We start from the raw sequence: 26,200 nt of genomic DNA, 5'->3' as shown, positions 1-26,200 counted from the left end.
TTTCGATCGCGCAAGGAGCATTGGATGCTGGCGTTACACACCGAGCAGCTGTATTTCCGGACCATGGTCGAGTCCGACTGGCCGCTGTTTCTCAGGCTGCATTCCGAACCCCAGACCATGCAATTCGTGTTCGGCGAAATCGCCGAAGAGCAGATTCGCAAAGGCTTTGATCACCGGCTCCCGGCGTGGACACCGCAGTCCGAGCATTGGTTGTGCCTGGTGGTGGTCGACAAGGCCAGCGAGCAGGAACTCGGCGTCAGCGGTTTCCGCATTTTGTCGCCGGGCCACGCGGAGGTCGGCACGCTGCTGCTGCCGGAGTTTCAAGGCAAGGGGTTCGGCACTGAGTCCCGGCGCGCGATCATCGACTACGCGGCGGCCATCGGCCTCGATTCGCTGGAATCGACCGTCACCGACGGCAATATCGCCTCGTGCAAGGTGCTGGAAAAATGCGGTTTCGTGTTCGAACGCCGCGTACCCCACGCCTATCAGATTGGCGATCAGTGGTTTGACGACCTGATCTACCAGCTTCGGCTCACCTGATGAGCCAGCGTCCGAACTCCGGCACCCTGGCCTCGTTGCGCGCCCTGCCTCATCCGACCCGCTGGCTGTTGCTGGGGATTGGGCTGGCCCGTGTCGCCTCGTTCATGATCTGGCCATTCATTGCCGTGGCGATGAACAAACGCTTCGGCACGCCGATCACCGAGATTGGCGCGCAACTGGCGCTCGGCGCGCTGATCTCGATTGCCTTGTCGCCGCTCAGTGGCTTGCTGGGCGATCGCTTCAACTCGCGCAACCTGATGCTATTCGGCTGCGCGCTGTGCGCCAGTTGTTACCTGTTGATGGGCCTGCTGCCGGGGCAAACCAGTTACTTCGTGGCGATCATCGGCATGGCGTTGTCCCAGAGCATTCTCGAACCGCTGCTGCGCATGCTGCTGAGTGACACGGCGGTCGATGATGCCCAGCGCACGTTCCTGTTCCACATCCGTTATTACGTGGTCAATTGCGCGGCGGCCATCGGCCCGCTGATCGGCCTGTGGTTTGCCAACCATCAGAGCGACGGCGTGTTTGGCATTGCCGTGTGCGTCTACGCCGTGCTGACCCTGACGATTATCAACGCAGCCCGGGCGCGTTTGCGTAACCCGCACCTGAGCAAAACCGCCTCGCCACCGCTGCGGGAGATTTTCCACGCGATCCTCGGCAGCAAGTTGTTCCTGTCGATCATCGTCGCCAACTTTTTCCTGGTGCTGGTCTACGCGCAAATCGATGAACCGCTGACCTTTTACCTGCTGCAATTGAGCGTCGACGACATCAACCACATCATCGCCATGATGAGCTTCACCAACGCCGCCGTGGTGCTGGTGGTGCATCTGTTTTTGATGAGTTGGCTGATCGCCCTGGCCGACAAGACTGCCTACTTGATGGCGCTGGGTTGCCTGATGGTCGCCCACGCCCTGATTGCGTTGAACACCGGGGCCTGGTGGGCTGGGTGGCTGTTTGCCGTTGTGTTCGCGACCTTTGCCGAGATCATTGTGATGCCGCTGTTTGGCACCCTGATTGATCGCCTTGCGCCGCCGGGGATGCGTGGGAGTTTTATCGGGATTTCGATGTTGGCGGGGTTTGGTTCAGCGTTGGCACCGCTGTTGGGAGCGGTGGTGATTGCGCATTTCGGGGGCGCGGTGTTGTTCTGGGGGTTGGCGTTGGCTTGTATTCCGATTGGGTTGTTGGGGTATCGGGTGTTGCGGGTTAGTCAGCCTGGTGTGGTGCCGGCAACCTCCCCTGTATGAAATTTACCCCTTGTGGGAGCGGGCTTGCTCGCGAATGCGATGTGTCAGTCGACATCATCATTGACTGACACACCGCTTTCGCGAGCAAGCCCGCTCCCACAGGGGTTCTATGGTGAGTTCAAGGTTTGGGTTGTTTGCCCAGGATCGTCACGCGTTCGCCGTAGCGCGAATGCGGGAAGTAATCCCAGACCGCGTGATGCTGGGTGCAGCGGTTGTCCCAGAACACTAGGGTGTTGGGCTCCCAGCGTACGCGGCAACTGAGGATCGGTTCGCGGGCGATCAGATCGAACAGCATGTTCAACAGCATCTGGCTCTCGCCGCCGGACAACTGGACGATGTGCGAGGTAAACCCGGAATTGACGAACAGCGTCTTGCGCCCGGTTTCAGGGTGACGGACCACCACCGGGTGTTCGGTCTTGGGCAGATTGGCCGGTGGCTGGAAGCCCTTCCACGGAATCTCGCCATCATGGATCGCAGTCAATTCACCCAAAAACTGCTGCATCGTCGGTGACAGCATTTCCACGGCCAGGTGCATGTTGGCAAACAGCGTATCGCCGCCGGTGCCGATGGCCGGGGTTTCCTTGACGTACAGCATCGAGCCCATGGACGGTTCCAGGTCCGCCGTACCGTCGGTGTGCCAGGTTTCCCCGGCGACGAACCGCGATTGCGCGTTGGCGCGGATCACCACCAGTTCGGGGTCATCGCCATCGATGTCCTCCACCGGCAAGGCTCGCAGTTCACCGAACAATCGGCCGAAGGCTTTGTGCTGGTCCACGGTCAGGTGCTGGTCGCGAAAGACCAATACGTGGTTTTCCAGGAAGGCCCGACGGACTTCTGTGAGTTGTTCTTCGCTCAGCGGTTGCGACAGGTCGACTCCACCGACTTCGGCACCAATGATCGGTGTCAGACGGTCGACTGTGATGCTGTTGTAGGGCGCACGGGATTGCCCCGCGATGCGCTCGATAGCCTTCAATGCCAATTGATCCATGTTCCCTCACCTTATTATTTGTATGGCCGATCCCCAAACCCTGTGGGAGCGGGCTTGCTCGCGAAGGCGGTGTATCAGGCAACATCAATGTTGACTGTGCCGCCGCTTTCGCGAGCAAGCCCGCTCCCACATGGGGGGCGATGTTCAATCCTGAAGCGAACGCGGCCGCATATCGGTCCAGTGTTCAGCGATGTAATCCAGGCAAACCTGCCGTTCCCCGCGTTGCCCCACCTCAGTCCAACCATTGGCCATTGGCTTGCCCAGCGGCCACAGGGAGTATTGGCCTTCCTCGTTGCGTACCACCTCGAATTGCGGGTTGGTCTCACTCATGCTGATCGCCCTCCTCGGGTTGCGAATCGGTGCTGATTATTTCGGCAATCACTCGCGCCCACTGGCCTGCGACGATGCCGTAGTGATCGGTGTCCAGCAGCTGCCAACTCTGTAACTGCGGGAGCAAATCCTGCCAGGCGTGTTTCAGGTCTTCGGCGTTCCAGGCATTGCCCACGCCATAGGGATTGGCTTGCGCGGCGATGAACATCCGCACTGAAGTGTTCGTCAACGGCGGTGGCTGGAAGGATGCCATGCTGGCGATGTTGTGGTTGCAGCAACGGGTCAGGCGCTGCATATAGACCTGCCGGTCTTCAGGCAATGCCCGGCCGACGGCGTCCGGCCAACGCTGGGCAAACTCGCGTTGGAACACCTGCCCGATCGCCTGATCATCGATGCTCGCCAGTTCTGCCCCGGCATCCGGCGCGGGCGGGTCGATCAGGTACAGCAGCGGCTGCCTGAATCCGGATGACTGCGCCAGGCTGCACATCGACTGCGCCACCCAGGCGCCGAACGACCACCCGGCCAGACGCCAGGCACCACCGTTGGTTTGCCGGGCCTGAATTGCCTTCAAGTAAAATTCAGCACGCTCGGCGAGGCTGATGTTCGGTAAGTCCGGCAGACGCAACGCCGGATCGGCGATCACGCACACGCCCAGATCGGGATGCAGCGCTGAAACCAATTCACGGTAGGCCTGAACATCGCCGCCCACCGGGTGAATCAGGTACAGCCACTCACGACCGGCACCCGCGTGCCACTGATCAATCTGCACCGCATCGGCCCAGGTGTCTGGCGCGTTTGGCGTCACACAGACGGCGGCAGCATCCACCAGCGCCAGGATCTCTTGCAGGCTGACCTTGTGACTGAATTGCGAGAGCTGGAACACCACGCCAGTGGCTGCTTGCAGTTCATCGATCAGGTCGAGCAACGTCAGCGAATCCGCCCCCAGTTCGTACAGCGAATCGTCGTCATCGAGGCGGGTGACGCCCAACCATTTGCACAGGCTTTCGTGCAGATGGCTGTGCAGATCCAGCACTTCCGGCACATTCACCGGCGCAATTACCGCGCCATGCCGAACCGGATAAAAACGCCGTGCCGTGTCGATACCGGTGGTGGAGATCAGCAGTTGTGGCAGTTGCGTCGTCATGGCCAGGTCGAACACGCGGCAGCCCTCTTCTGCCGACATCCCGACCGTCAGGTGCTCCTGATGCGCGGCATCGCCGGTGCCGCTGGTGGTGGCCATGCCGATGTCGCGCCAGATGTCCCAGTTGATGCCCAGGCGCACGCAATCGCTGGCGGCGCTCGGTCGGTAATGGGCGAAGCCGTCGAGCAACGCGCTGGCGGCCGCATAATCCATATGCCCCGCGCCGCCGAACAGCGCCGACATTGACGAGCAGTACAGGACAAACCCGGGGTTCATCGTTGAGATCAGGGCCTCGACCGCGAGCATGCCACGGGTCTTGGCCGCCATGGCCTCGCCCAACTGGCGGGCGTCACGCTGACGAATCAGACTGCCTGCACCGACACCGGCGGCGTGGATCACCCCGGCAAAACGGCCGTAGCACCGGGCCAGTTGTTCGAGCACGGCGGGCCAGTTGGCCAGGTCGGCGATATCGGCCTGTACACAGTCGATCCGCGAGCCATACGCCGCCAGTGCTGCCGGCAATTCGCCCCGGCGCGACAGGACGACGATGCGCCGTTGCGGCGCCTGCAACAGGTGTTCGGCTAGCGTGCGACCGATACCGCCCGTGCCGCCCAACACCAGAAACATGCCGTCCATGGGCAGTCTGTTCGCCATCGGAACGCTCGCCGGTAACGGACTGGCAATCAACCGTGGCTGCCAGAGATAACCATCACGAATCGCCATGCGCCGAGGCAAAGACGCCGGATCAGCGAGCAACGTCGCCAGCTCCTGCGCGCCCATGCGGAACGTCGGCCAATCCAGCCAGTGACAGCGCACCGGGTATTCCTGGGGCACCACTTCGGTAATCCCGGCCAGCGCCGCGAGTTCGGGACGTATCACTTCGCCGTCTACCGGACACGCCTGCCACGACATCAGCCACAGTCGCAACGTCGTCGCGCGCGAGGCTTGCCCCCAGGCCTGCATCAAGGCGCTGACCGTGTCCAGACCGGCCCACTGCGCCGCCGCCAGGCTTTGCTCATTGACCGCACCTGTTACCGACAGCGGCAAGGCGTGCAGCCAGTCCAGCTCACCCAATGCGGGCTCAGCTAATTCATCGAGCAGGCGCGACAAGGCCTGCGCGTCCAACGGATCAAGCTCGAAACGGTCGGTGCCGAGTCGCTTGAAGCCGTTGCCGGCACGCAGGTGAATGACCCGTTGATAGACGGTGTTCAGGCTCTCCAGCAATGTCGTGTCGAGCGTTTCGTTGCTACAGATGACCAGCGTTTCACGCCGCTCGGTAGCCACCACCGTGTTCAACCGCCGCACGCGCACCCACTGCCGTTGGTAGAACCAGTCGGCCAAGGGTTGTCGCTCAACGGTCATCGCTTTTTCGGGTTCAACTGCGGCCTGAAAACGGAAGGTCTCCAGATCGAAGGATGATGGCGGCAGATCCCACGGCGGTGGCGCCGAGCGCTGTGGCCAGTCGATGGTTGCACCGTCATACCACGCGTCTATCAGCGCCTGGGTTTTGTGCCCATCGGCTTTCAATTGCACGCCCGACACGCTCACCTCCTTGATCGACGAAGTGTGCAACACCTCCCCCGGCCGATACGCCATCGCCAAGCGCCAGCGCAATTGACGACGCCCTGATTGCAGGTGACCCAGCACCGCTGAGTGACGCTCGGGGAAAGCGTTCAAATACCCTTGAATCGCCGCTACATCGCGCAGCAACGCCGAACGGCTGTGGGCCGAGATCATCAGGCACGGCAAAACGTCCTCAGCCAACACTTCATCGTGCTGCGCCGCACCGACAATTACATGCGCATTAGTCCCACCGATGCCAAAGCTGCTGACCCCCGCCAAACGCCGCCGACCTTCAGGCCAGGGCCGCGACGTGGTCGGTACATAAAACGGCGAATTCGCGAGGTCGATTTGCGGATTGACCCGGCCAAAACCAAGGTTCGGCGGCACCACGCCATGGAACACCGCGAGGCTGGCACGGATCAACCCGACAACCCCGGCCGCCGCGCCCAAATGGCCGATCTGGCTTTTCACCGAGGCCAACGCACAACCGCCGGTTGGGGCATCGCCGAACGCCTTGCTCAACGCCGCGACCTCGACCGGATCACCGAGCAAGGTGCCGGTGCCGTGGGCTTCGATGTAACCGATGTCGGCGCCGGTCAGCCCGGCTTTGGCCAAGGCTTCGCTAATTACCGCACTCTGCCCCGCTACCGAAGGCGCGGTGTAGCTCATCTTGTCGCGGCCATCGTTGTTCAGCGCCGAGGCTTCGACCAGCGCATAAATCCGGTCGCCATCGGCGCGAGCCTTAGCCAGGGGTTTGAGCACCACCACCCCATAACCACTGGCGCCGATGGTGCCGCTGGCATCATCACTGAAAGGTCGGCACAGACCGTCACTAGAGAAGATGTGCTGCGAACGATGGCGATAACCGTCGGTCAACGTCGGATCGATCAGCACCCCGGCCGCGAGCATCACGTCACTGTCACCCTGACGCAGCATCGCACTGGCCAGGTGCACGCCGATCAGCGAACTGCCGCACGCCGCCTGCACGCTCATGGCCGGACCGGTGAGGTTGAGGTGGTAGGCGGCTTTGGTCGCCAGGAAGTCCTTGTCGTGGTGCAGCGCCATCTGGAAACCGTCCGGCAAATCACCGTCAGCGGTCTCGCGCAGCATCTGCTGGAAGTAAGTGGTTTCGCCACAACTGGCAATCAGGCCGATGCGCGGACCTTCGGCGGACGGCGTGATCGCCGCGTGTTGCAACGCCTGCACACAGGCCATCAACAGATGCCGTTGTTGCGGGTCCATCAGGCGCGCTTCCTGACGACTGATGCCGAAATATTCGGGGTCGAAATCGAGCATTCCGGCGAGTTGACTGCGGGCACCGACGCGCCCTTCGGCCGCCTCGAAATGCTCGATACCCAACTCTCCGCCCTGCACCATCGCCCAGAACTCATCGAGGTTCTGCGCCCCGGCGACGTTGACCGCCATGCCGATGATCGCCATCGGTTGCTGGCCGACATCTGCTTGGCGTACCCGCTCGACCGGGGCCGATGGCGCCCTGGACAAGTGCGCCGCGAGGCGTCTCACCGTCACTTGCTCGAACAGGTCGGCCATCGCAACGTTGTGTGGCAGCTCCTGGTTGTAGCGGGCATGCAAGCGCATCAGGCCAAGGCTAGTGGCGCCGGCTTCGAAGAAGGTTTGATCGGGCTCGATGTCCCGGCCGATCACCGCGCTGAACAACTCGCTCAGTTGCTGCTCCAGCGGGCTCAACGCAGTGGCCGGAGCTGTCGCACGACGGCGCTCCAACGCCTCGCCCAACCCGCTCAAGGCCTTGCGGTCGATCTTGCCGCTGGGCGTGCGTGGCCAGGCGTCGATCCGTCGGTACTCATCGATGCGCACGTGGGCCGGCAGTTGCCGGGCGACCTGACGATCCAGCGTCTGAGCCGTCGCCGGTTCACCATCCAGTTGCAGGTACGCGATCAGGCTCGGCGGATCGGCCTGGACCGTCACTACCGCGTTGATCACTTGCGGCACCTGCATCAGCGCCGCTTCGATCTGCCCTAGTTCCAGGCGATGACCACTGAGTTTGATCTGCTGGTCGTCGCGCCCCAGATAGTGCAGGCAACCTTCAGGGTCAGCCCAGGCCAAGTCGCCGGTGCGATAGAACAGTCGAGTATCACCTTCAGCTTGGGGCAGTTCGATAAACCGCGCCGTATTCAGCGCCGGATCGGCTAGGTAGCAGCGGGAAATCATCGGCCCGGCCACCAGCAGGTAGCCACGGCTGCCGTTCGGCACCGGGCGGTCGTGCTCGTCCACCAACAACAATCGGGCATTGCTGACGGCGTGGCCAATCGGTGCCCGCAACGGCCAGTCACGGACAGTTGCCGGCAAGCGATACGCGCTGACCACGTGGGTTTCCGTGGGGCCGTAGTGGTTGAACAGCGTCGCCAGCGGCAAACCGCCGAACCAGGTTTTCAGCGCATCGGTGCACAGCAATTGCTCCCCCGCCGTGACCACTTCGCGCAACGTCGGCGGGTACACGCCTTGGGCGACGGCGGTTTGCGCCAGGTGCTGCAACGCCACGCACGGCAGGAACAAACGTTCGATCCGCGCTTCAACCAGATACGCCAACAACGCCTGAGCATCCTGGCGCCAGCGCGGGGTGATCAGGTGATAGGTGCCGCCGCCGCACAAGGTGCCGAAGATCTCCTGAAACGACACATCGAACGACAACATGGAAAATTGCAAGGTCACCGATTTCGCCGGCAACTGGCCTTCAGCGCGCTGCCATTGCAACAGGTTGCACAGGGTCCGATCCGGCACTTGCACACCCTTGGGCGTGCCAGTGGAGCCGGAGGTAAACAGCGTGTACAACGCGCGTTCACCGGCATGACGCGGACGTTCGAACGCTTGGGCTTCGGCGCTCAGGTCCACCCGATGCCGGGCACAGCGCTTGGCATCAAGGTTTTCCAGTGCCGCCTCGGTCGCGGTGCTGAACAACAGGCAATGCGGATTCGCTTGCTCCAGCACCTGACGCTGTACCGCCAGCGGATACCCGGGATCCAGCGGCACGGCGGTCAGGTTGAGTTTGGCCAGGGCCAGCAACGCGACGATGTGCTCGACCGAGGCTTCAAGAAACATCACCACATGCAGCGGCGTGTTGTCCTGAGTCGGCAGCGGATAACGTTCAATCAAGATCGCCGTCAAGGTGTCGGCCAACCCATTCAGTTCGGCATAGCTCAAGCGCTGCTGGCCGGCGACCAGCGCGGTGGCGTCCGGTGTGCAAAGTAACTGATGCTCGAACCAGTCGGCCAAGGTGTTGAACGGCGGCGTACCGTTGGCGCCTTCGCTGGCTGCCGGCAGGTGATGGCGATAAGGACTGAGCAGATCGTCGAGGGCTGCTGCCGGGGATTCCAGCAGCAGGTCGAGGCCACGGCAGAACAGCTCATTCACCGCGTGCATCTGCGCTTCATCGAAGTAGCTGCACTGATATTCCCACCAGCATTCAGCCCCTACGACGAGCAAGGTCAGCGGGCATTTCGCCTGCAACGGCCCGCTGAATTCCAGCGTCGCTTGCAAGCCGGAACCCGCCAGCGCGGCGTAATCGGTGTTTTCCAGCACGAACATGAAGTCGAACAACGGCGTGCCTGACGATAACCGCAGGTCTTCCACCACATCCGCCAACGCGACGTCCTGCAACCCCAGCACCTCGCGCACGGTGGCGGTCTGGCGCCGTAATTGCTCACCCAGCGCCAAGGCATTATCGACGGTGGTCGGGATCAGCACGGTGTTGGCAAACATGCCCAGCGTCTGTTCGAACTCCGCCAGCGGCCGGTTCGATACCGGGCTGGCGATGCGTGGGCGTTCACTCCCGGTCAGGGCGTAAAGGCTCCAGGCGAAGACACTGAACAGCACTTCAAAACGGGTCAGTCGCTGCTGGCTGCAAAAACGCTCAAGGGCCGCGCTGCGCAGGTTGCCCAAGGGTGCACGATAGAGCCTGGCTTCCGGGCCGACGGCACGCATCGGCATCAGCGTTGGCGACGGCGCTTCCTGCTGGCGGTGCAATTGCGCCAGAGCCCGGCGCTGGTCGCGGTAATGCGGGTCGACGCTCCACTGCCCCTGCCACAGGCCGAATTCCAGCGTGGTCAGTTGTGGTGTCGGTTCAGGGCTGACGCGCCCGCGCACGGCGTCTTCATACAGCTGCGTCAGGTCGTCGAACAACAGGTTCATCGACCAACCATCGACGATGATGTGGTGCAGGTTCAGCAGCAACCGGCAGCTGCCATCGGCGAACGGCAGCAGCCAGGCCTGGAACAGCGTCGGCGTGGCCAGATCGAACGGCGTGCCGAACACCAACGCCGCGAACGCTTGCCAGGTGTCTTCGGTGAAGTGCCCCGGTTCGAAGGTGCGACAAACCGGGCCTTGTTCGGCAATCACTTGATCGAGGCCATCGGCGCCGGTTACGAATGCCGTGCGCAGCCCCGGATGACGCGCCGCCAGTTGCCCCACGGCATACGCCAGCGCCGACACATCGACACCGGCAGCCAGATGCAGAATCAGCGGCACGTTATAAGCCGTCGAAGTCGGTGTGCGCTGCTGCATCAGCCACAAGCGGCGCTGCTCGGCGGTGGCCGGCAGACGGCGTGCGCTGCTGATGGCTGGCGCGGGAGGATAGATAAAGTTGGCCTGTTGGCCGATCAGGTGTTCGGCCAATGCCGCGAACGGCTCGCTCAACAGCGTAGCGATGGCAATCTCGCGCTGCCAATGGGTGCGAATCGCCGAACGGAGACGCATGGCCTTGAGCGAATCGCCGCCACTGCCGAGCCAGTCGTCGTGCGCATTGAGGGCCGGTTGCCCTAACAGCGAACGAACCTGTGCCAGCAACCAGTTCAGGGCCGGTGAACCCTCGAAATTACGCTGCTCGACCATTGGCCGCCAAGGCGTCAACGACTGTGCCAGCAAGGTCTCACGGTCGATCTTGCCATTGGCGGTCAGCGGCAGACGCTCCAGCAAAAACAACTGGTGTGGGCGCATGTAGGATGCCAGTCGCGCCCGCAGATGGGCGTCAAATTCGGCGTACTCCAAACCGTCGCGCGGCACGATAAACGCCAGCAACTGGTGATCTTCGGCAGCCTGTCGCCGGGTGCAGACATACGCCTGCGCCACCTGCGGATGCTCAAGAATCTGCAGCTCCACCTCCCCCGGTTCGATGCGAAAACCACGGACCTTCACCTGCCGATCAACCCGACCGATGTACTCGACCAGCCCTTCGGCGTTGACCCGCACCCGATCACCGGTTCGGTAGTGCACATGGGCGCCCCCATCGAGGTTGGCCAGGCGCACGAAATTGCGGGAGGTATCTTCCGCACGGTTGCGATAGCCACGGGCGACACCGCTGCCACTCAGGTACAACTCGCCGACTTCACCAACCGCCACCGGCCGTTGCTGCTCATCCAAAACCTGCACGCCAGTGTCCGGCAATGGCCGGCCAATCGGCACCAACGGGCCGCTGAAGTCACGGGCAATCGGATAGCACAACGCAAACGTAGTGCATTCGGTGGGGCCGTAGACATTGAAAATCTGGCACTGACTGCCGGGATTCGCCCGATACCAGGCGCGCACGGCGGCGGCGCTGATTTGTTCGCCGCCGATCAGCACTTGGCGCAGGCTGGCGAAGCAGGCGGGACATTCCGCGCTCAAGGTGTTGAACAGCGAAACGGTCATGAACAGGTTATCGACCCGCTGTTCTTCCAGCACACGGGCCAGACGTTGCGCGTCCAGCAAGTCGTGATCGGCAATTATCACGCAGCAACCACCGTTGAGCAGCGGCGCCCACAGTTCAAAGCTGCACGCATCGAAGGCCGGATTCGACAGGCAGGCAAAACGGTCCTTCGGGCGAATCTCGATATAGCCTTCGGTTTGCGTCAGGCGCAGCAAGCCCCGCTCGCCGACTTCCACGGCTTTCGGGGTGCCGGTGGTGCCCGAGGTGTAGAACAGGAAACTCACCTCGGCAAACGTGTCGGCCAAGGGTTGTGGCGGGTGGTCCGGGTGATCCAGCAGCGCCTCGACATTCGCCTGCCAAAGCGCGGTTGCCGGGGTCCACTCTTCATCCAGAGTGATCAGCCCTACGCAGCCGGCGTCGGCAAGCATCAAGTCCCGGCGTTTCAAAGGGCTGGCACGGTCCAGCGGCACCACCACCGCGCCGACTTTCAGCGCGCCGAGTATCGCCGCGAGCCACTGCCAGCAACGCGGCATGCACAGCGCCACTGACTGGCCCGGTTGCACGCCCCGGGCCTGTAAACCCCGGGCAATGCGCTCGCTGGCGCTGGCCAGTTCGCTGTAGGTCAGGCGTACCTGCTGATCGATGACCGCCAGGGCTTGGGGATCGCGCCGCACTTGTCCGGCAAATTGTGCGAGCAACGTCAGCATCTGTGGATTCATCATTTCGCCTCCTGCGCGTCGAAGCGTTGCAGCTCCTGCTTGAGGGTCTGCGAGACCCGGTGCACTTCAGCGGTTTCGAGCATGTCCCAGTGACCGCCGTTCACCAGTTTCGCCAGGAAGCCCTCGCCGGCACGCCGACGCCAGAAGCCCCGCAGCTCATGCAACTGCTGGCGACTGAAACCTTCCCGGGCCTGGATCAGCACCACGCGACCGGCGCGGGGCGCGCATTCGTAGCCGGCCATGGCCAGACGGTTGTGGTTGTAGAGATGGAAATAACGCTCGACTTGCGCATCTTCGATGCCGGGGTACATACCATTGAAGCGCACCAGTTTGTCGCGGAACTCGGCCATATCGACGGTGCCGATCTGTTGCCGGAAACCCGGATCATCCGAGCCTTGGGTATCGAGCAACACCACGGTCACTTCGCGATGTCCGGCTGCTGTCAGGCGCCGGGCCATTTCGTAAGCCACCAGGCCACCGAAGGACAGCCCGGTGAGCACCAGCGGTTGCGTAATCAAGGGTTCGATCAGGCGCAAATAGGCCTCAGCCATGGCTTCGACCGTCGGCTCGGTGGCCTCCCCCGGATTCAGCCCCGGTGATTGCACGCCGTACACACCAACCTCCTCCGGCAGCACTTTGGCCAAGGACAAATAGCAAAACGCGGTGCCGCCCGCCGGGTGAATGCACACCACATTGCGCTGGCCCGCACCACGACGGAATTCGATCAGATTGCTCTGCACCGCCGCCGGACTGGCACCAGCGCGCAACCAACCGCCGAGGGCTTCGATGGTCGGGTAGCCGAGCACCACGCGCACCGGCACTTCGACGGCGAACGCCTGGCCGATCTGGTGGGCCATTTTGATCGCCGCAATGGACGTCCCGCCGACGTTGAAAAAGTTGTCGCGGATGCCGATCTGGGTCGCCAGCAACAAGCCTTTCCAGATTTGGTACAGGGTCAATTCAATGTGATCGCGCGGACTGCTGAGGTTGACCTGACGGTTGGCCAGGTCTTGATCGGCGAGGGTCGTCAGGGCCACGCGATCGATTTTGCCATTGGCGGTCAACGGCAGTGTGTCGAGCCACAGATAAGCGCTCGGCAACACCGCACTCGGCAACGTCGCCGCCAGGTGCGCGTGCACCGTCGCCTCGTCCGGGGTTTCCATCACCGCACAACAAGCCACCAGCCGCTGGTTCTGCGCCGTATCGCCGACCATCAGCACCACGGCGGCGCGGATGTCGGCGAAGGCTTCCAGCCGCGCCTCGATCTCGCCCAGTTCCAGACGCACGCCGCGCAACTTGACCTGGAAGTCGTTGCGACCGAGGAATTCCAGCTGGCCATCCGGGCGATAACGCGCCAGATCGCCGCTGCGATAGAGCCGGTCACCCGGCACGAACGGGTTATCGATAAAGCGCTCGGCCGTGAGTTGCGCCAGTCCCAGATAACCGCGCGCGACACCCACACCGCCGATGTGCAATTGCCCGGTCACGCCCACCGGCACCGGCGCATCGCGCTCGTCCAGCACGTAGAAACGATTGTTGGCGATCGGCCGGCCAATCGGTACTTGCAGGGCCGGGACTTCGGCGCCGGGCTCCAGGGTCCAGACGCTATTGATCACCGTGGTTTCGGTCGGGCCATAGACGTTGTGCAAACGGGCATGCGGCAGCCGTTCCTGAAAACGCCGGGCCAAGGCTGGCGACAGCTCACCGCCGCCGCTGAAGACGTCGGTCAGCTCGGTGCACAGGCTGACCTCATCGACTTCAAGAAACAGTTGCAGCATCGCTGGCACAAACACCAGCGCCGTGACCCGCTGCTCGCGCACCACTTTCGCCATATAGCCAGGCTCCAGATGACCACCGGGACGCGCGACAACCAGGCGCCCGCCCGTGGCCAGCGGCCAGAAGGTTTCCCAGGCCGAGGCGTCGAAACCGAAGGGAATCTTGTGCAGCATCACCCCGGTTTCGCCGCAGACCTGGGAGCACCACAGCAGCAGATTGCTCAGGCCGCGATGGGCGACCATCGCGCCCTTGGGCATCCCGGTGGTGCCCGAGGTGTAAATCACGTAGGCGAGGTGATCGGGCGTGACACCGACGCTGCGCGGGTCGGGGTTGTCCGGCGACAGACCGGCCCAAAGCGCGGCGTCGGCCTTGAGGTCGAGCACCGGCGCTTCCCAGGTTGAACCTTGCTGGGCCTGGCGCAATATCGCGTGCGCCGGGCCGAGGGTCAGCAGCACCGCCGGGGTGCTGTCGCTGAGCATGTGGCTCAGGCGCCCGACCGGGTAATTCGGGTCCAGCGGCACATACGCGCCGCCGGCCTTGAGCACCGCCAGCAACGCCACCGGCAATTCGAGCGAACGCTCGACACACACCGCCACGCGCACGTCCGGGCCGACGCCGAGGCTGCGCAAATGCTGCGCCAGGCGATTGGCCTGGGCATTCAATTCGCCGTAGCTCAGGGTTTCAGCTTCGAACGCCACCGCACAGGCTTGCGGGTTGCGCGCGACCTGGGCTTCGAACAATCGGTGCACGCAATCGGCTGGTTGCGTCAGTGGTTCGGAACGGTTCCAGTCCACCAGGATTTGCTCACGCTCGGCCTCGGCCAACAGCGACAACGCGCTAATCGGCTGCTTGGGGTCTCGGGCGATGTGTTCGAGCAACTGCCGGTAATGACCGCTCAGGCGTTCGATGGTCGCTACGTCGAACAGGTCGGTGTTGTACTCCACCAACAGGTTCAGACGCCCTTCTCGTTCAACCCATTCAAACGCCAGGTCGAACTTGGCCGTGGCGCTGCTGGTGCTGTAGGGCGACAGGCTCAAACCGGGCATTTCCACCGCGCCGCCGGGGGTGTTTTGCAATACCAGCATCACCTGGAATAACGGCGAATGAGCGGTATCGCGCGGCGGGTTGACGGCTTCGACCACCCGATCGAACGGCACGTCCTGATGGGCGTGAACGTCGAGCATCTGCCCGCGCACGTCACGCAGCAGTTCGGCGAAGGTTTGCTGCGGATCCAGGTGTTGGCGGACCACCAAAGTGTTGACGAAGTGCCCGATCAGCGGCTCGATTTCCGGGCTACTGCGGTTGGCGAATGGCGTGCCGATGCACAGATCCTGCTGACCGCTGTGTCGCCACAGCAACACGGCCAATGCGCCCATCAACACATTGAACAAAGTGCCCTGAGTTTGTCGGGCCAGCCCATTGAGTTCGCGCAGGGTGTTGCCGTCGAGGGATGAGCTGAACGTGGCGCCGGCATAACGTTGCACCAGTGGCCGTGGCCGGTCGGCGGGGATGGTCGAAAGTGCCGGCGCGTCGGTCAGGGTGCGCCGCCAGTACTCGAGTTGCGCGGTTAACGCATCACCACCGAGACGTTGCTGCTGCCAGCAGGCGTAGTCGGCGTATTGCACAGGCAACGGCGCGAGGCTCGACGGTTCGCCGCGCAGATAGTCGCCGTACAGGGTGGCGATTTCGTGCAGGATCACGCCCATTGACCAGCCATCGGCGACGATGTGGTGCACGCTGTACAGCCACAGATATTCATCGTCGGCCAGGCGCAGTAACGCGGCTCGTAACAGTGGGCCGGTGGCCAGATCGAATGGAGCGCGGGCATCGTGATCGACTGCCATTCGGACCTGCTGCTCGCGTTCGGCGGCTGGCAGGTCGCGCAAGTCGGTCACGCCCAACACCAAACCTGTGGCGAGGGAGCTTGCTCCCGCCGGGGCGCGAAGCGGCCCCGAAGATGGGCCTGCTGCGCAGTCCAGCGGGAGCAAGCTCCCTCGCCACAGTGAGGTGTCGTCCATCGAATGGACCACTTGACGCGGTTCGCCATCCACACTGCAAAACGTGGTGCGCAGGATTTCGTGGCGCTGGATCATTTCGTTCAGTGCGCGCTCCAGCAGCGGCACTTCCAGCGGCCCCTTGAGGGTCACCGCCGTGGGCACGTTGTAGAACGCGTTGCCCGGTTCCAGTTGATCGAGAAACCACAGTTGCCGCTGCGAAAACGACAGCGGCCAATCCGTTTCGCCGCCGGCCCTTGAAGGAATCGCAGCGGCGTCATGGCCACCGAGCAACGCAATCAGTTCAGGCTTGTGCAGCTTGAGCGCTTGCAACATCTCTTCTGTCAGAAACCCGCGAGGCGCCTTGCAGCGCAGCTTGTCGCCGTCCACTTCAAGGACCACGGCGTGACGCGCGAACAGCTCCAGCAATTGATAGGCGTTCATACCTCAAATTCCTCTATGTCGCTGTCGTCACTGGGCTGGTCGGGCGCAAAGGCCTCGACCGGGGCGCGGTGTTGCTCATCCGTGGTACGCAGGCCGCCGACCATCGAGTAGATCAATTGATGGCTCGGCCCGAGGTCGAACAACGTCGGCAATTGCGCCTCCTCAATCGAACCCACGCCGCACAGGCCCAGGCCTTGTTCGACGGCGGTCATGCTCAGCAATTGCGCGATGGCGCCGGTTTCGATGTGGCAGAAGTCGCGACTGCGCTCGCCATACAGCGGACGGATCGCCGCCATGTCGGCGATGAAAAACAACGAGAACGCGGCGTTTTCGTATACCGGTCGATTGACGAAATAGTCATAGGTGTCCGGGTCGAGCACCCCGCTGTCGAGGGCCAGCAACCGGTGCTCGCGCGGGTCGTAGTAATACGCGCCGCCGGGCACGCCGAGCACCCGGTCCGGCTTGACGTACAGGTACGCCTGGATCGGGTACAAACCGCCGGCCGACGGAAACTGGTATTTCACCTCGCCGTCGAGTTGACCCTGAGCAAGTGCCGCCAACAGTTCGGCAAAGGCACGGGTTTCAATCGGTTGCGCGGCGTATTGGCGCACCGAGCGGTAATCGCTGAAACGCTGTGTGAATGCTGGTGATTGCGGCAATGCCAGCGCCACGCTCGGCAACGCCTGGGCAAAGGTCCGGCGCCCACGCTGATCAGCCTTGAACTGCGCGCGCTGTTGCGGATCCTCGATGACTTCCTCGGGACTGTTCGGACGCTGCTGCGCATTGCTCACCAGTTCCTGGCGCGCCAGGCTTTGGCGGTACATGCCGATCAGGTGCAGCAACGTCGGCTGCGCCAACAGTTGCGCCACGTGCGGACGGAAACGCAGTTCGCTGGACAACGCATTACTGATGCGCACGATGTCGATCGACGTCGCGCCGAGGTTCAGCAGGTTGGCGTTGCCGGCGATGGCATCACGCTTGAGCACGCCTTGCACAATCGCCACCAGCCGTTGTTCCTGCGCGCCCTCGACTTCCAGCGCCGGGCCGGACTCCTGCTGTTGCGAAGGCTCCGGCAGGCGTTTCTTGTCGACCTTGCCGTTAGACGACAATGGCCAGGCGTCCACAAAGGTAAACGACGACGGCACCATGTACGCCGGCAGTTTGTCCGCGAGGTACTGGACGAAGTCGCTGGCCTGCAACGCCGGATCGGCCTTGAGCACATAGCCGGCCAGGCGTTTTTCGCCGAGCGTGCTGCCGAGGATTTTCACCACGGCACCTTGTACGCCGGGGTGACGATTGAGCGCGGCTTCGATCTCGCCCAACTCGATGCGATAACCCTGGACCTTGACCTGATTGTCTTCGCGACCGAGGAATTCGATGTTGCCGTCCGGCAGCAAACGTCCGAGGTCCCCGGTGCGGTACAGGCGTTCGCGGGTCAGCGGGTGCGGGAAGAAACTGCCGGCGCTGAGTTTTTCATCGCGCCAGTAACCCTGAGCCAGGCCAATGCCGCCGATATACAGCTGCCCCGCGACCCAGGTCGGGCGTATTTGCAGGGCTTCATCCAGCACGTAAAAACGCTGGTGATCGAGGGCCTTGCCGTAAGGGATGCTGCGCCACGCCGGATCAACGTGTTGTACCGGGTAGCAGATCGACCAGATAGACGCTTCGGTGGCGCCGCCGAGGCTGAACAGTTGCGCCGTCGGCTGCAAGGCCCACAGCCGTTGCGGCAAGGTCAGGGGAATCCAGTCACCGGAAAGCATCGCCACCCGCAGGCTGGCCGGCAGCGTGCCGCCCTCGCCCTCGAAGTATTCAAGCAGCATGCCGAGCAACGCCGGCACCGAGTTCCACAGGCTCACTTGATGACGTTCGATCAAGTCCCGCCAGTGCGCCGGGTCGAGGGCCAGTTGCGGCTCAAGCACCACCACCGCCGCGCCGACGGCCAGGGTGCCGAAGAAGTCATACACCGAGAGATCGAAACTCAGCGACGAAATCGCCAATACACAGTCCGCCGGGCCGACGGCAAAGCGTCGGTTGATGTCGAGCAAGGTGTTGACCGCGCCACGATGGTCGATGACCACACCTTTAGGCAGGCCAGTGGAACCGGAGGTGTAGATCACGTAGGCCAGATCGGTCGGTGCGACGTTGACCGGTTGCAGCGGCGCGTGCTCGACCATGACGTCATCGGTCACGGCGATGGCGCTGACCTGCACGGGCCACTCGATCACGCCGAGAAGCGCCGGTTGGGTCAGCACCAGGCTGACTTCGGCGCGCTCAAGAATATGCCGCACCCGCTCCGCTGGCAGCGTCGGATCAATCGGCAGGTAAGCGCCACCGGCGTAGAGAATCGCCAGGGTCGCCACCACTTGTTCCCAGCCGCGTTCCATCATCACGGCGACCAGTCGATTGGGCATCACGCCCTCAGCCTGAAGCAGCGCCCCCAGGGACCGTGCCTCCGTGCGCAATTGCCCGTAGGTGAGTTGCCGCTGCGCAGCGATCACCGCCACAGCGTCCGGCGTTGTGAGCGCCTGACGCTCGAACAACTCGTGCATCAACGGCAACGCTTCTTGAGTGTCTAGGGGTGCCGGCAAACATGCCATCGGCAGCAATTGCGGCGTGCTCGCTTCCCAGGCCGCCGGTTCCAAAAGGCGATCCAGCAACGCGTTATAGGCGATGAACATTTCTTCGATCATGCCCGCTGGAAACAGCTCATCGATGCTGTCCCAGTTGAACAGCAAGCGTCCTTCCAGCTCCAGCAAGGTGTGGTCGAGCCACACTTGCGGGGTCTGGGTGATGCTGTGCATGTGTTTGGCGTTCAACGCGTCCGCGAGGTTGAACTCCGCCAGCTCCGGCGCTGCTTCCGACAACGTGCTGTTGAACACAATCGGCATCGCCGTCTGCTGCACGCCACGGGCCTGGGACAATTCCCGCAGCACCCGCACGCCGCTGACCACCGAGTGATCGATGTCTTGCCACAACTGCGCCTGCACCGCCCGGGCCTTGTCGGTGAAACTCGCAGCTCCGGCAATGCTGACTTCCAGCAGCACCAAGGAAGTGAAGTCACCGATGATTTCATCGACGTCCGGGTGCAACGGCAAGCGATTGAACAGCGGCAAACTCAGGGTGAATCGCGGATGGCGGCTCCACAGCGCCAGCACTTCGCTGAACGCGGTCAGGAGCATCACCGAGGGCGTCACCGCAAACTGTTTGGCCACGGCTTTGAGCTGCGCCCACTGCGCCGCCGGCATGTCGCGGTCGCGGCGGGTGAAGTGCGGATTGGCAATGCTCTCCGGCTGGCGCACCAGCGGCAGGTCCGGCGCCGGCGCCAGGCTGGTGACTCGTTCGCGCCAGTAGCTCAGCGCCTGCTCGTAACGAATGCCGCTGCGCAGTTGATGTTCGGCCAGCACGTAATCGCGGAAGGTCAAGCCCGGTTCGGGCAGGATCAGATTCGGGTCAACGTAAAACGCCATCAGCTCGCGGGCAAGAATCTGTGTGCTCGCCGCGTCGACGATCAACGCATCGAGGCTGATATGCAGATGGGTGATGCCGTCATCGAGCAACGACAGGCTGAACTCGAACAGCGGCCAGCGACTGGCGTCCAGCACTTGGTGGGACTGGCGCTCGCGGGTGGCTTGCAGCGTCTGTTGCGCGACGTCGGCAGGCACGCCGCGCAAGTCACTGCGGGGCATGCAGTAGGTCGGCACCTGCTCCAACACCTGTTGCGTGCCGTCGCTGAGAAACACCACGCGCAGCATGTCGTGGCGCTGGATCATGCGATTCAACGCCTGCTCGAAACGCGCGGCGTCGAAATCCGGAATGCGCAGTTCTTCGTAGCCGTGGGCACTGACCCCGCCGAGGCTGACGGTGGCTTCGCGACCAAACCAGTAGGCTTGCTGGATATCGGTCAGCGGGAACGGCTCATGTCGAGCATCGCGATCCGCCTCGATCTCCAGGAAGGCCGGGACGATTTGCGTGTCATCGCTGCGCCCGGCCTGCACTTGCGCCGCCAGATCCATCAGCACCGGAGTCTTGAACAGACTGCTCAAGGACAACTGCGCACCCATGCGCTGGTTGATCGCGTAGATCATCCGGGTCGCCAGCAGCGAGTGGCCGCCGAGTTCGAAGAAGTTATCGTGAATCCCGACCCGCTCGCACTTGAGCACTTCGGCCCAGATATCGGCCATCCGCTGCTCGGTGTCGTCGCGCGGCGCGACGTAAGTGGCCCCGGCGTTGCGTTCCGGCGCAGGCAATGCCTGGCGGTCGAGCTTGCCGTTGCGGGTCAACGGCAACTGCGCCATCGACACCCAAGCGGAGGGAATCATGTGCTCCGGCAGGTGCCGTTGCAGTTCAGCGCGCAGGGTTTCGCTGGACGCCGGGCCGACCACGTAGGCCACCAGACGCTTGTCCCCCGGCACGTCTTCACGCAGCAACACCGCCGCTTCCTGCACGCCGGGCTGCTGTTGCAACAGGCTGTCGATCTCACCGAGTTCTATACGAAAACCGCGCAACTTGACCTGCTGGTCGATGCGCCCCAGGTACTGCACGTTGCCGTCGGCCTGGAACTTCGCCAGGTCACCGCTGCGGTACATGCGCGCGCCGGGTTTGGCGCTGAACGGGTCCGGCACAAAGCGTTCGGCGGTCAGGTCCGGGCGGTTCAAGTAACCGCGAGCCAGGCACGCGCCAGCGATGTACAACTCCCCCGCAACGCCGACCGGCACCGGGTTCATATCAACGTCGAGCACGTACAGTCGCGCGTTGGCGATCGGACGGCCAATCGGCGGCGCATCCGGCCAGTGTTCGGCGTCGCTGCACGACAGGCTGAACTGGCTGACCACATGGGTTTCGGTCGGGCCGTACTGGTTATGCAACTGCGCGCCACCGAGGCCGCGCACAAAGTCGCGCAGTTCATCGTTGATTTGCAGGGCTTCGCCCGCCGTGACGATTTCGCAGCCACCGGCCGGCATCGGCGCGTCGGCCTCGGTCAGTCCGGCGAGTTGCTGCAACACGGCAAACGGCAGGAACGCCCGCTGCACGCCTTCGGCCACCAGGGTCGGACGCAGCGCGGCGAGGTCCTTGCGGCTGTCTTCGGTCATCAGCAACAGGCTGCCGCCGGAACACAAAGTGCTGCAGATTTCCTGGAACGACACGTCGAAATTCAGCGAGGCGAATTGCAGGACCCGGCCCGGTGCTTGCGCTTGATCAAGCTGCCAGGCGATCAGGTTATCCAGCGCGCGGCGGTTGTGCGCCACGCCTTTTGGGCGCCCGGTGGAGCCGGAGGTGTAAAGCACATAGCCCAGATTGTCGGGGCTGACGGCCACTCGTGGATCGGTGTCCGGACAGTGCGCCCAGCGCTGCGCATCGGTGTCCAGACAGCAGGCATTTGTGTCCGTGGGCAGAGCGTCGCGCAATGCCGATTGAGTCAACAGCAAAGTCGGCGCCGCGTCGCTGAACATGAAAGCCAGACGCTCACTCGGGTACGCCGGGTCGAACGGCACATACGCCGCGCCGGCCTTGAGGATCGCCAGCAGGCCGATGACCATTTCCGGCGAACGTTCCAGGCACAGACCGACCCGGTGCTCGGGACGCACGCCTTGTTCGATCAGGTAATGCGCGAGGCGATTGGCGGCCTGATTAAGTGCGCCATAACTCAGTTGCCGGTCATTCGCGAGCAACGCCACTGCCTGTGGTGTTTGCCGGGCAATGGCTTCAAACCGCGCCACACAATCGGGCATGGCCGAGGTGTCGCGCTCGGTGCGGTTCCAGTCGTGGACGATCTGTTGATGCTGTTCTTCGCTGAGCAAATCAACCGTGGTCAACGGCTGCTCGGGGTTCTCGACCATCTGGGTCAACACCCGGCGCAGGTACTCGCCGAATTGCGCCACCGTGGCCGGTTCGAACAGGCCCGAGGCGTATTCCAGACCGCCGACAATCTGCCCGTCACGCTCGTGCAGCGCCAGTTGCAGATCGAACTTGGCCACATGATGGCTGCTCTCGACCGGGCTGACCTCAAGCCCCGACAACACCAGATCCGAATCCTGATCCTGCTCCCAGGCAAACAGCACCTGGAACAGCGGACTGTGGGCCAGGCTGCGAGGCGGGTTGAGCAATTCGACGACCTGCTCGAACGGCAGGTCCTGATGTTCCTGAGCACCCAGCGCGACGCCGCGTGCCTGTTGCAGCCATTGCGCTACTGACGGCGAACCCGAGCGGGTCATGCGCAGTGCCAGGGTGTTGACGAAGAAACCGATCAGCCCTTCCAGTTCCTGCTGGGTACGGTTGGCCGCCGGCACACCGATCACCACATCGGTTTGCCCGGACAGGCGCGACAGCACCAGCGACCACGCCGCGAGCAAGGTCATGAACAGCGTGGTGCCCTGTTGCATGCACAAAGTTTTCAACTGCGCGGTCAACGTCGGGTCGAACACCAGCGGCACAAAACCGCCGAGGTAATCCTGCACCGGCGGACGTTTGTGATCGGCCGGCAGTTCCAGCAATACCGGCGCGCCGCTGAGGGTGTCGCGCCAGTAGCGGCTCTGCTCGGCCAGCACCTCGCCGGTCAGCCACTGGCGTTGCCACACCGCGTAATCCACATACTGCACGGGCAGTGGCGGCAACGGATTGTCGCGGTCCTGAATGGCGGCTTCGTACAGCAAGCCCAACTCGCGGGTGAGCACGCCCATCGACCAGCCATCGGAGATGATGTGGTGCTGGGTCAGCAGCAACACATGCTCGTCCTCCGCCAGCCGCACCAGACTGACGCGCATCAGCGGTCCACGGCTCAGGTCGAACGGTTTCGCGCCCTCTTCGTCGATCAATTGCGTGAGAAGCGCTTCGGGTTGGCCTTGCAGGTCAACCACCGACAGCTTGATGAACTGCCAAAGCGACGCGACCAGTTGCCGCCCTTCCCCTTCAACCGCGATGAATGTGGTGCGCAGCGCTTCATGCCGCGCCACCAATTGATTGAAGGCGCGTTCCAGGGCTGCGATTTGCAATGGGCCGCGCAAGCGCAGGTTCAACGGCATGTGATACGCCGCGTTGCCACCCTGCATTTGTGCGAGAAACCACAGGCGCTGCTGGGCAGACGACAACGTTTGCGCGCCCGACCGTTCAACAGCCGCTATCGCGACGCGAGCCTTGTCCTGGTTGAGTTTCAGGCGTTCGGCGAACTGTTCCAGCACGGGCGCGGCAAACAGCGCCGAAGGGGCCACTTCCAGACCGAGTTGCTGGCGAACCTGAGCCAATACGCGCATCACCAACAACGAGTGACCGCCGAGGGCGAAGAATTGATCCTGACGCCCGACCCGCTCGACGCCGAGCACTTCGGCCCAGATGTTGGCGAGCGCGATTTCCAGTGGACCTTGCGGCGGCTGATAGTCGCGCTGATCGAAGGCCTCGGCATCCGGCATCGGCAATGCGGTGCGATCCAGTTTGCCGTTGGCGGTCAGCGGCAGCGCATCCAGGCGCACGTATGCGGTGGGCACCATGTAATCCGGCAGGCTGACTTGGAGTTGCTTGCGCAGCGAACGCGGACTCAGCGCCGCGCCTTGGCTTTCGCAGTAATAAGCGACCAGTCGCGATTCGCCGAGGGTGTCCTGGCGCAACAGCACCAGGCTTTCGCGGACCCCGGCGATGTCCGCCAGACGCGCCTCGATTTCCCCCAGTTCCAGACGCAAGCCACGCAGCTTGGCCTGGAAGTCGTTGCGGCCGAGGAATTCCAGATTGCCGTCCGCCCGATAACGCGCCAAGTCGCCGCTGCGATACAAGCGCTCGCCAGACACAAATGGGCTGTCGATAAAACGCTCGGCGCTTAGTTGTGGCAGGTTCAGGTAACCCCGGGCAACGCCGACGCCACCGATATGCAATTCGCCCGCGACACCCACGGGCACAGGTGCGCCCAAGGCATCCAGCAGGTAAATTCGCGTGTTGGCCAGCGCTCGCCCGATCGGCAACACACCGTCGGCCACGCTGTCGGTGTTGAATTCAAAACAGGTGCTGTCGATGCTCGCTTCGGTGACGCCATAGGCCTGGACGATTTGCACGTGATCGCCACACAACCGGCGCAATTGCCGGGCGCTGTGGGCGGTCCAGATGTCTGAGCCGCAGACCACGGTGTGCATGAACGACAGGTCGTGAGCGCTTTCTTCGACCCAGGCCAGCAACGGGTTGAGCACCGCCGGCACGAAGTCGGCGAAACCGATGCGCGCCCCGCTCAGCAGGCGATACAGCGCTGGTGGGTCCATCAAGGTTTCACGCGGGCACAGCACCAGCGTGCCGCCGAAACCCAGCGCACGGATCAGGTCGGCGCTGAACACGTCGAAGGAAAAACCGGCCATTTGCAGGTGATTGAGGGGCTCGCCCAAGGCGTAGAGTTTTTCCCACGCGGCGCTGACGGCGATCAGCCCACGGTGTTCGACCATCACGCCTTTCGGGGTGCCGGTGGAGCCTGAGGTGTAGATCACGTAGGCCAGGTGCCGAGGCGTTAGCCCGATAGCGAGGGGATCAGGATTGTTCGGTGACTGCGACGCCCATGGGCGGGTGTCGGTGATGTCCAGCACGGTCGAATGCTCAAGGGCCGCAGCGGACGGACCGTGGGTCAGCACCACGACGGGCGCACTGTCGGCGAGCATGTGCACCAGCCGCGCGGATGGATAAGTCGGGTCGAGCGGCACATACGCTCCGCCGGCCTTGAGCACCGCCAGTACGCCGACCAGCATGTCCAGCGAGCGCTCCAGGCACAACCCGACGCGCACGTCCGGGCCGACACCGAGGCTGCGCAGGTGATGGGCCAGGCGGTTGGCGCGGGTGTTCAGTTCGCCGTAGCTCAGCGCCTCGTCGTTCAATCGGGCGGCGATGGCGTCGGGGTTGCGCAGGACTTGGGCTTCGAACAAACCGTGTATGTATTGGTTGGCGTCGAACGGTTGCTCTGCGCTGTTCCAGTCGTGCAGAAGTTGTTGGCGTTCGGCGGCGTCGAGCATTTCCAGCGCCATCACCGAACATGCGGGTTGCGCGATCATTTGCTGCAGAACCGTGTTCAGGTATCCGGCAAAACGCTCGATGGTCGCGGCGTCGAATAACGCCGCGGCGTAATGCAGATGGCCGCTGATGCGCCCTTCCGATTCGGCCAGCACCAGCGTCAGGTCGAATCCGGCAGGCAGTGATTCAGAGTGATTCCAGGCGAACAGCACCTGGATCAGCGGATGATAAGCGGGGCTGTGTTCGGAGTTGAGTTGCGCGAGCAATTGTTCGAACGGCAGGTCCTGATGTTCCTCGGCGCCAAGCAGCACAGCGCGGGTGTGATCGAGCAATTGGCTCGTGGACGGAGCCTCGATCAGGGAAAGACGCAGTGGCAGCGTGTTGCCGAGATCTCCCGTGCGCGCGCCGATCATCACCTTGTGCTGACCGGACAATCTCGCCAGTACCACCGCCCAACCCGCGAGCAACGTCATGAACAGAGAGTTGCCGTGACGCCTACCTAACGCCTTGAGCCCTTCGCTCAACGGCGCATCCAGCACCAGCGCATGCGAAGCGGTTTGATCGCCCTGCACCGCCGGCCGTGGCCGGTCAGTGGGCAACTCCAGCAACGTCGGGGCATCGGCCAGCCGTTCACGCCAGTAAGCGAGCGCCGCAGTGTCGGATGGATTTTCGGGTAAAGCGTTGGGCTGCGCGGAGGTCGTCCCACGCAAGGAAGATTTGTCGAACATCAGGCTACCGTCCATGACTACATTATTTTTGTGTGTTTGGCTGGGACGTTCATCACCCGCCAGTCAGGCCCGACAGTGTGTGCCGGGTCGGTCGTGCGAAATCA

7 protein-coding genes are annotated in these 26,200 nt (G+C 63.1%); 2 read left to right on the top strand and 5 right to left on the bottom strand.

All coding sequences use genetic code 11. The annotated features are described in order from the left end of the window. Nucleotides 1-24 precede the first annotated feature (24 nt). The gene (locus NK667_RS09590) at nucleotides 25-540 is read left to right on the top strand and encodes a GNAT family N-acetyltransferase (RefSeq protein WP_054614513.1); all 516 of its coding nucleotides are present in this window, start codon (nucleotides 25-27) and stop codon (nucleotides 538-540) included. Continuing rightward, entirely contained in the window at nucleotides 540-1,784 is a 1,245-nt protein-coding gene (locus NK667_RS09585; RefSeq protein ID WP_054614512.1) for an MFS transporter, read from the top strand. The genes NK667_RS09590 and NK667_RS09585 overlap by 1 nt, the downstream gene beginning before the upstream one ends. A gap of 118 nt (nucleotides 1,785-1,902) precedes the next feature. On the opposite strand, the gene NK667_RS09580 is transcribed toward NK667_RS09585, so the two are convergent. From NK667_RS09580 to NK667_RS09560, 5 genes are all read right to left on the bottom strand, one after another. After that, on the bottom strand, nucleotides 1,903-2,772 hold the full coding sequence (locus tag NK667_RS09580) for a TauD/TfdA dioxygenase family protein (RefSeq protein WP_054614511.1): 870 nt from the start codon (nucleotides 2,770-2,772) through the stop codon (nucleotides 1,903-1,905). Between the two features lie 144 nt (nucleotides 2,773-2,916). Further along, complete coding sequence (locus tag NK667_RS09575) at nucleotides 2,917-3,102, bottom strand: MbtH family protein (RefSeq protein WP_054614510.1); 186 nt, start codon at nucleotides 3,100-3,102, stop codon at nucleotides 2,917-2,919. Beyond that, a complete protein-coding gene (locus NK667_RS09570; protein WP_054614509.1) occupies nucleotides 3,095-12,187 on the bottom strand; it encodes a hybrid non-ribosomal peptide synthetase/type I polyketide synthase in 9,093 nt (3,030 codons plus the stop codon). The genes NK667_RS09575 and NK667_RS09570 overlap by 8 nt, the downstream gene beginning before the upstream one ends. Beyond that, nucleotides 12,184-16,398 (bottom strand): non-ribosomal peptide synthetase, encoded by a 4,215-nt coding sequence (locus NK667_RS09565; RefSeq protein WP_054614508.1) that lies wholly within the window; start codon nucleotides 16,396-16,398, stop codon nucleotides 12,184-12,186. The genes NK667_RS09570 and NK667_RS09565 overlap by 4 nt, the downstream gene beginning before the upstream one ends. Then, nucleotides 16,395-26,096: a non-ribosomal peptide synthetase gene (locus tag NK667_RS09560; protein WP_083471369.1), complete on the bottom strand. Its 9,702-nt coding sequence runs from the start codon at nucleotides 26,094-26,096 to the stop codon at nucleotides 16,395-16,397. Before NK667_RS09560 ends, NK667_RS09565 begins: the two co-directional genes overlap by 4 nt. Nucleotides 26,097-26,200: the final 104 nt, after the last annotated feature.

The organism is Pseudomonas nunensis (assembly GCF_024296925.1).
GTDB classification, from domain to species: Bacteria; Pseudomonadota; Gammaproteobacteria; order Pseudomonadales; family Pseudomonadaceae; genus Aquipseudomonas; species Aquipseudomonas nunensis.
The sequence above is the reverse complement of the archived record's forward strand: the minus strand, read 5'-3'. Positions and strand labels throughout refer to the sequence as shown.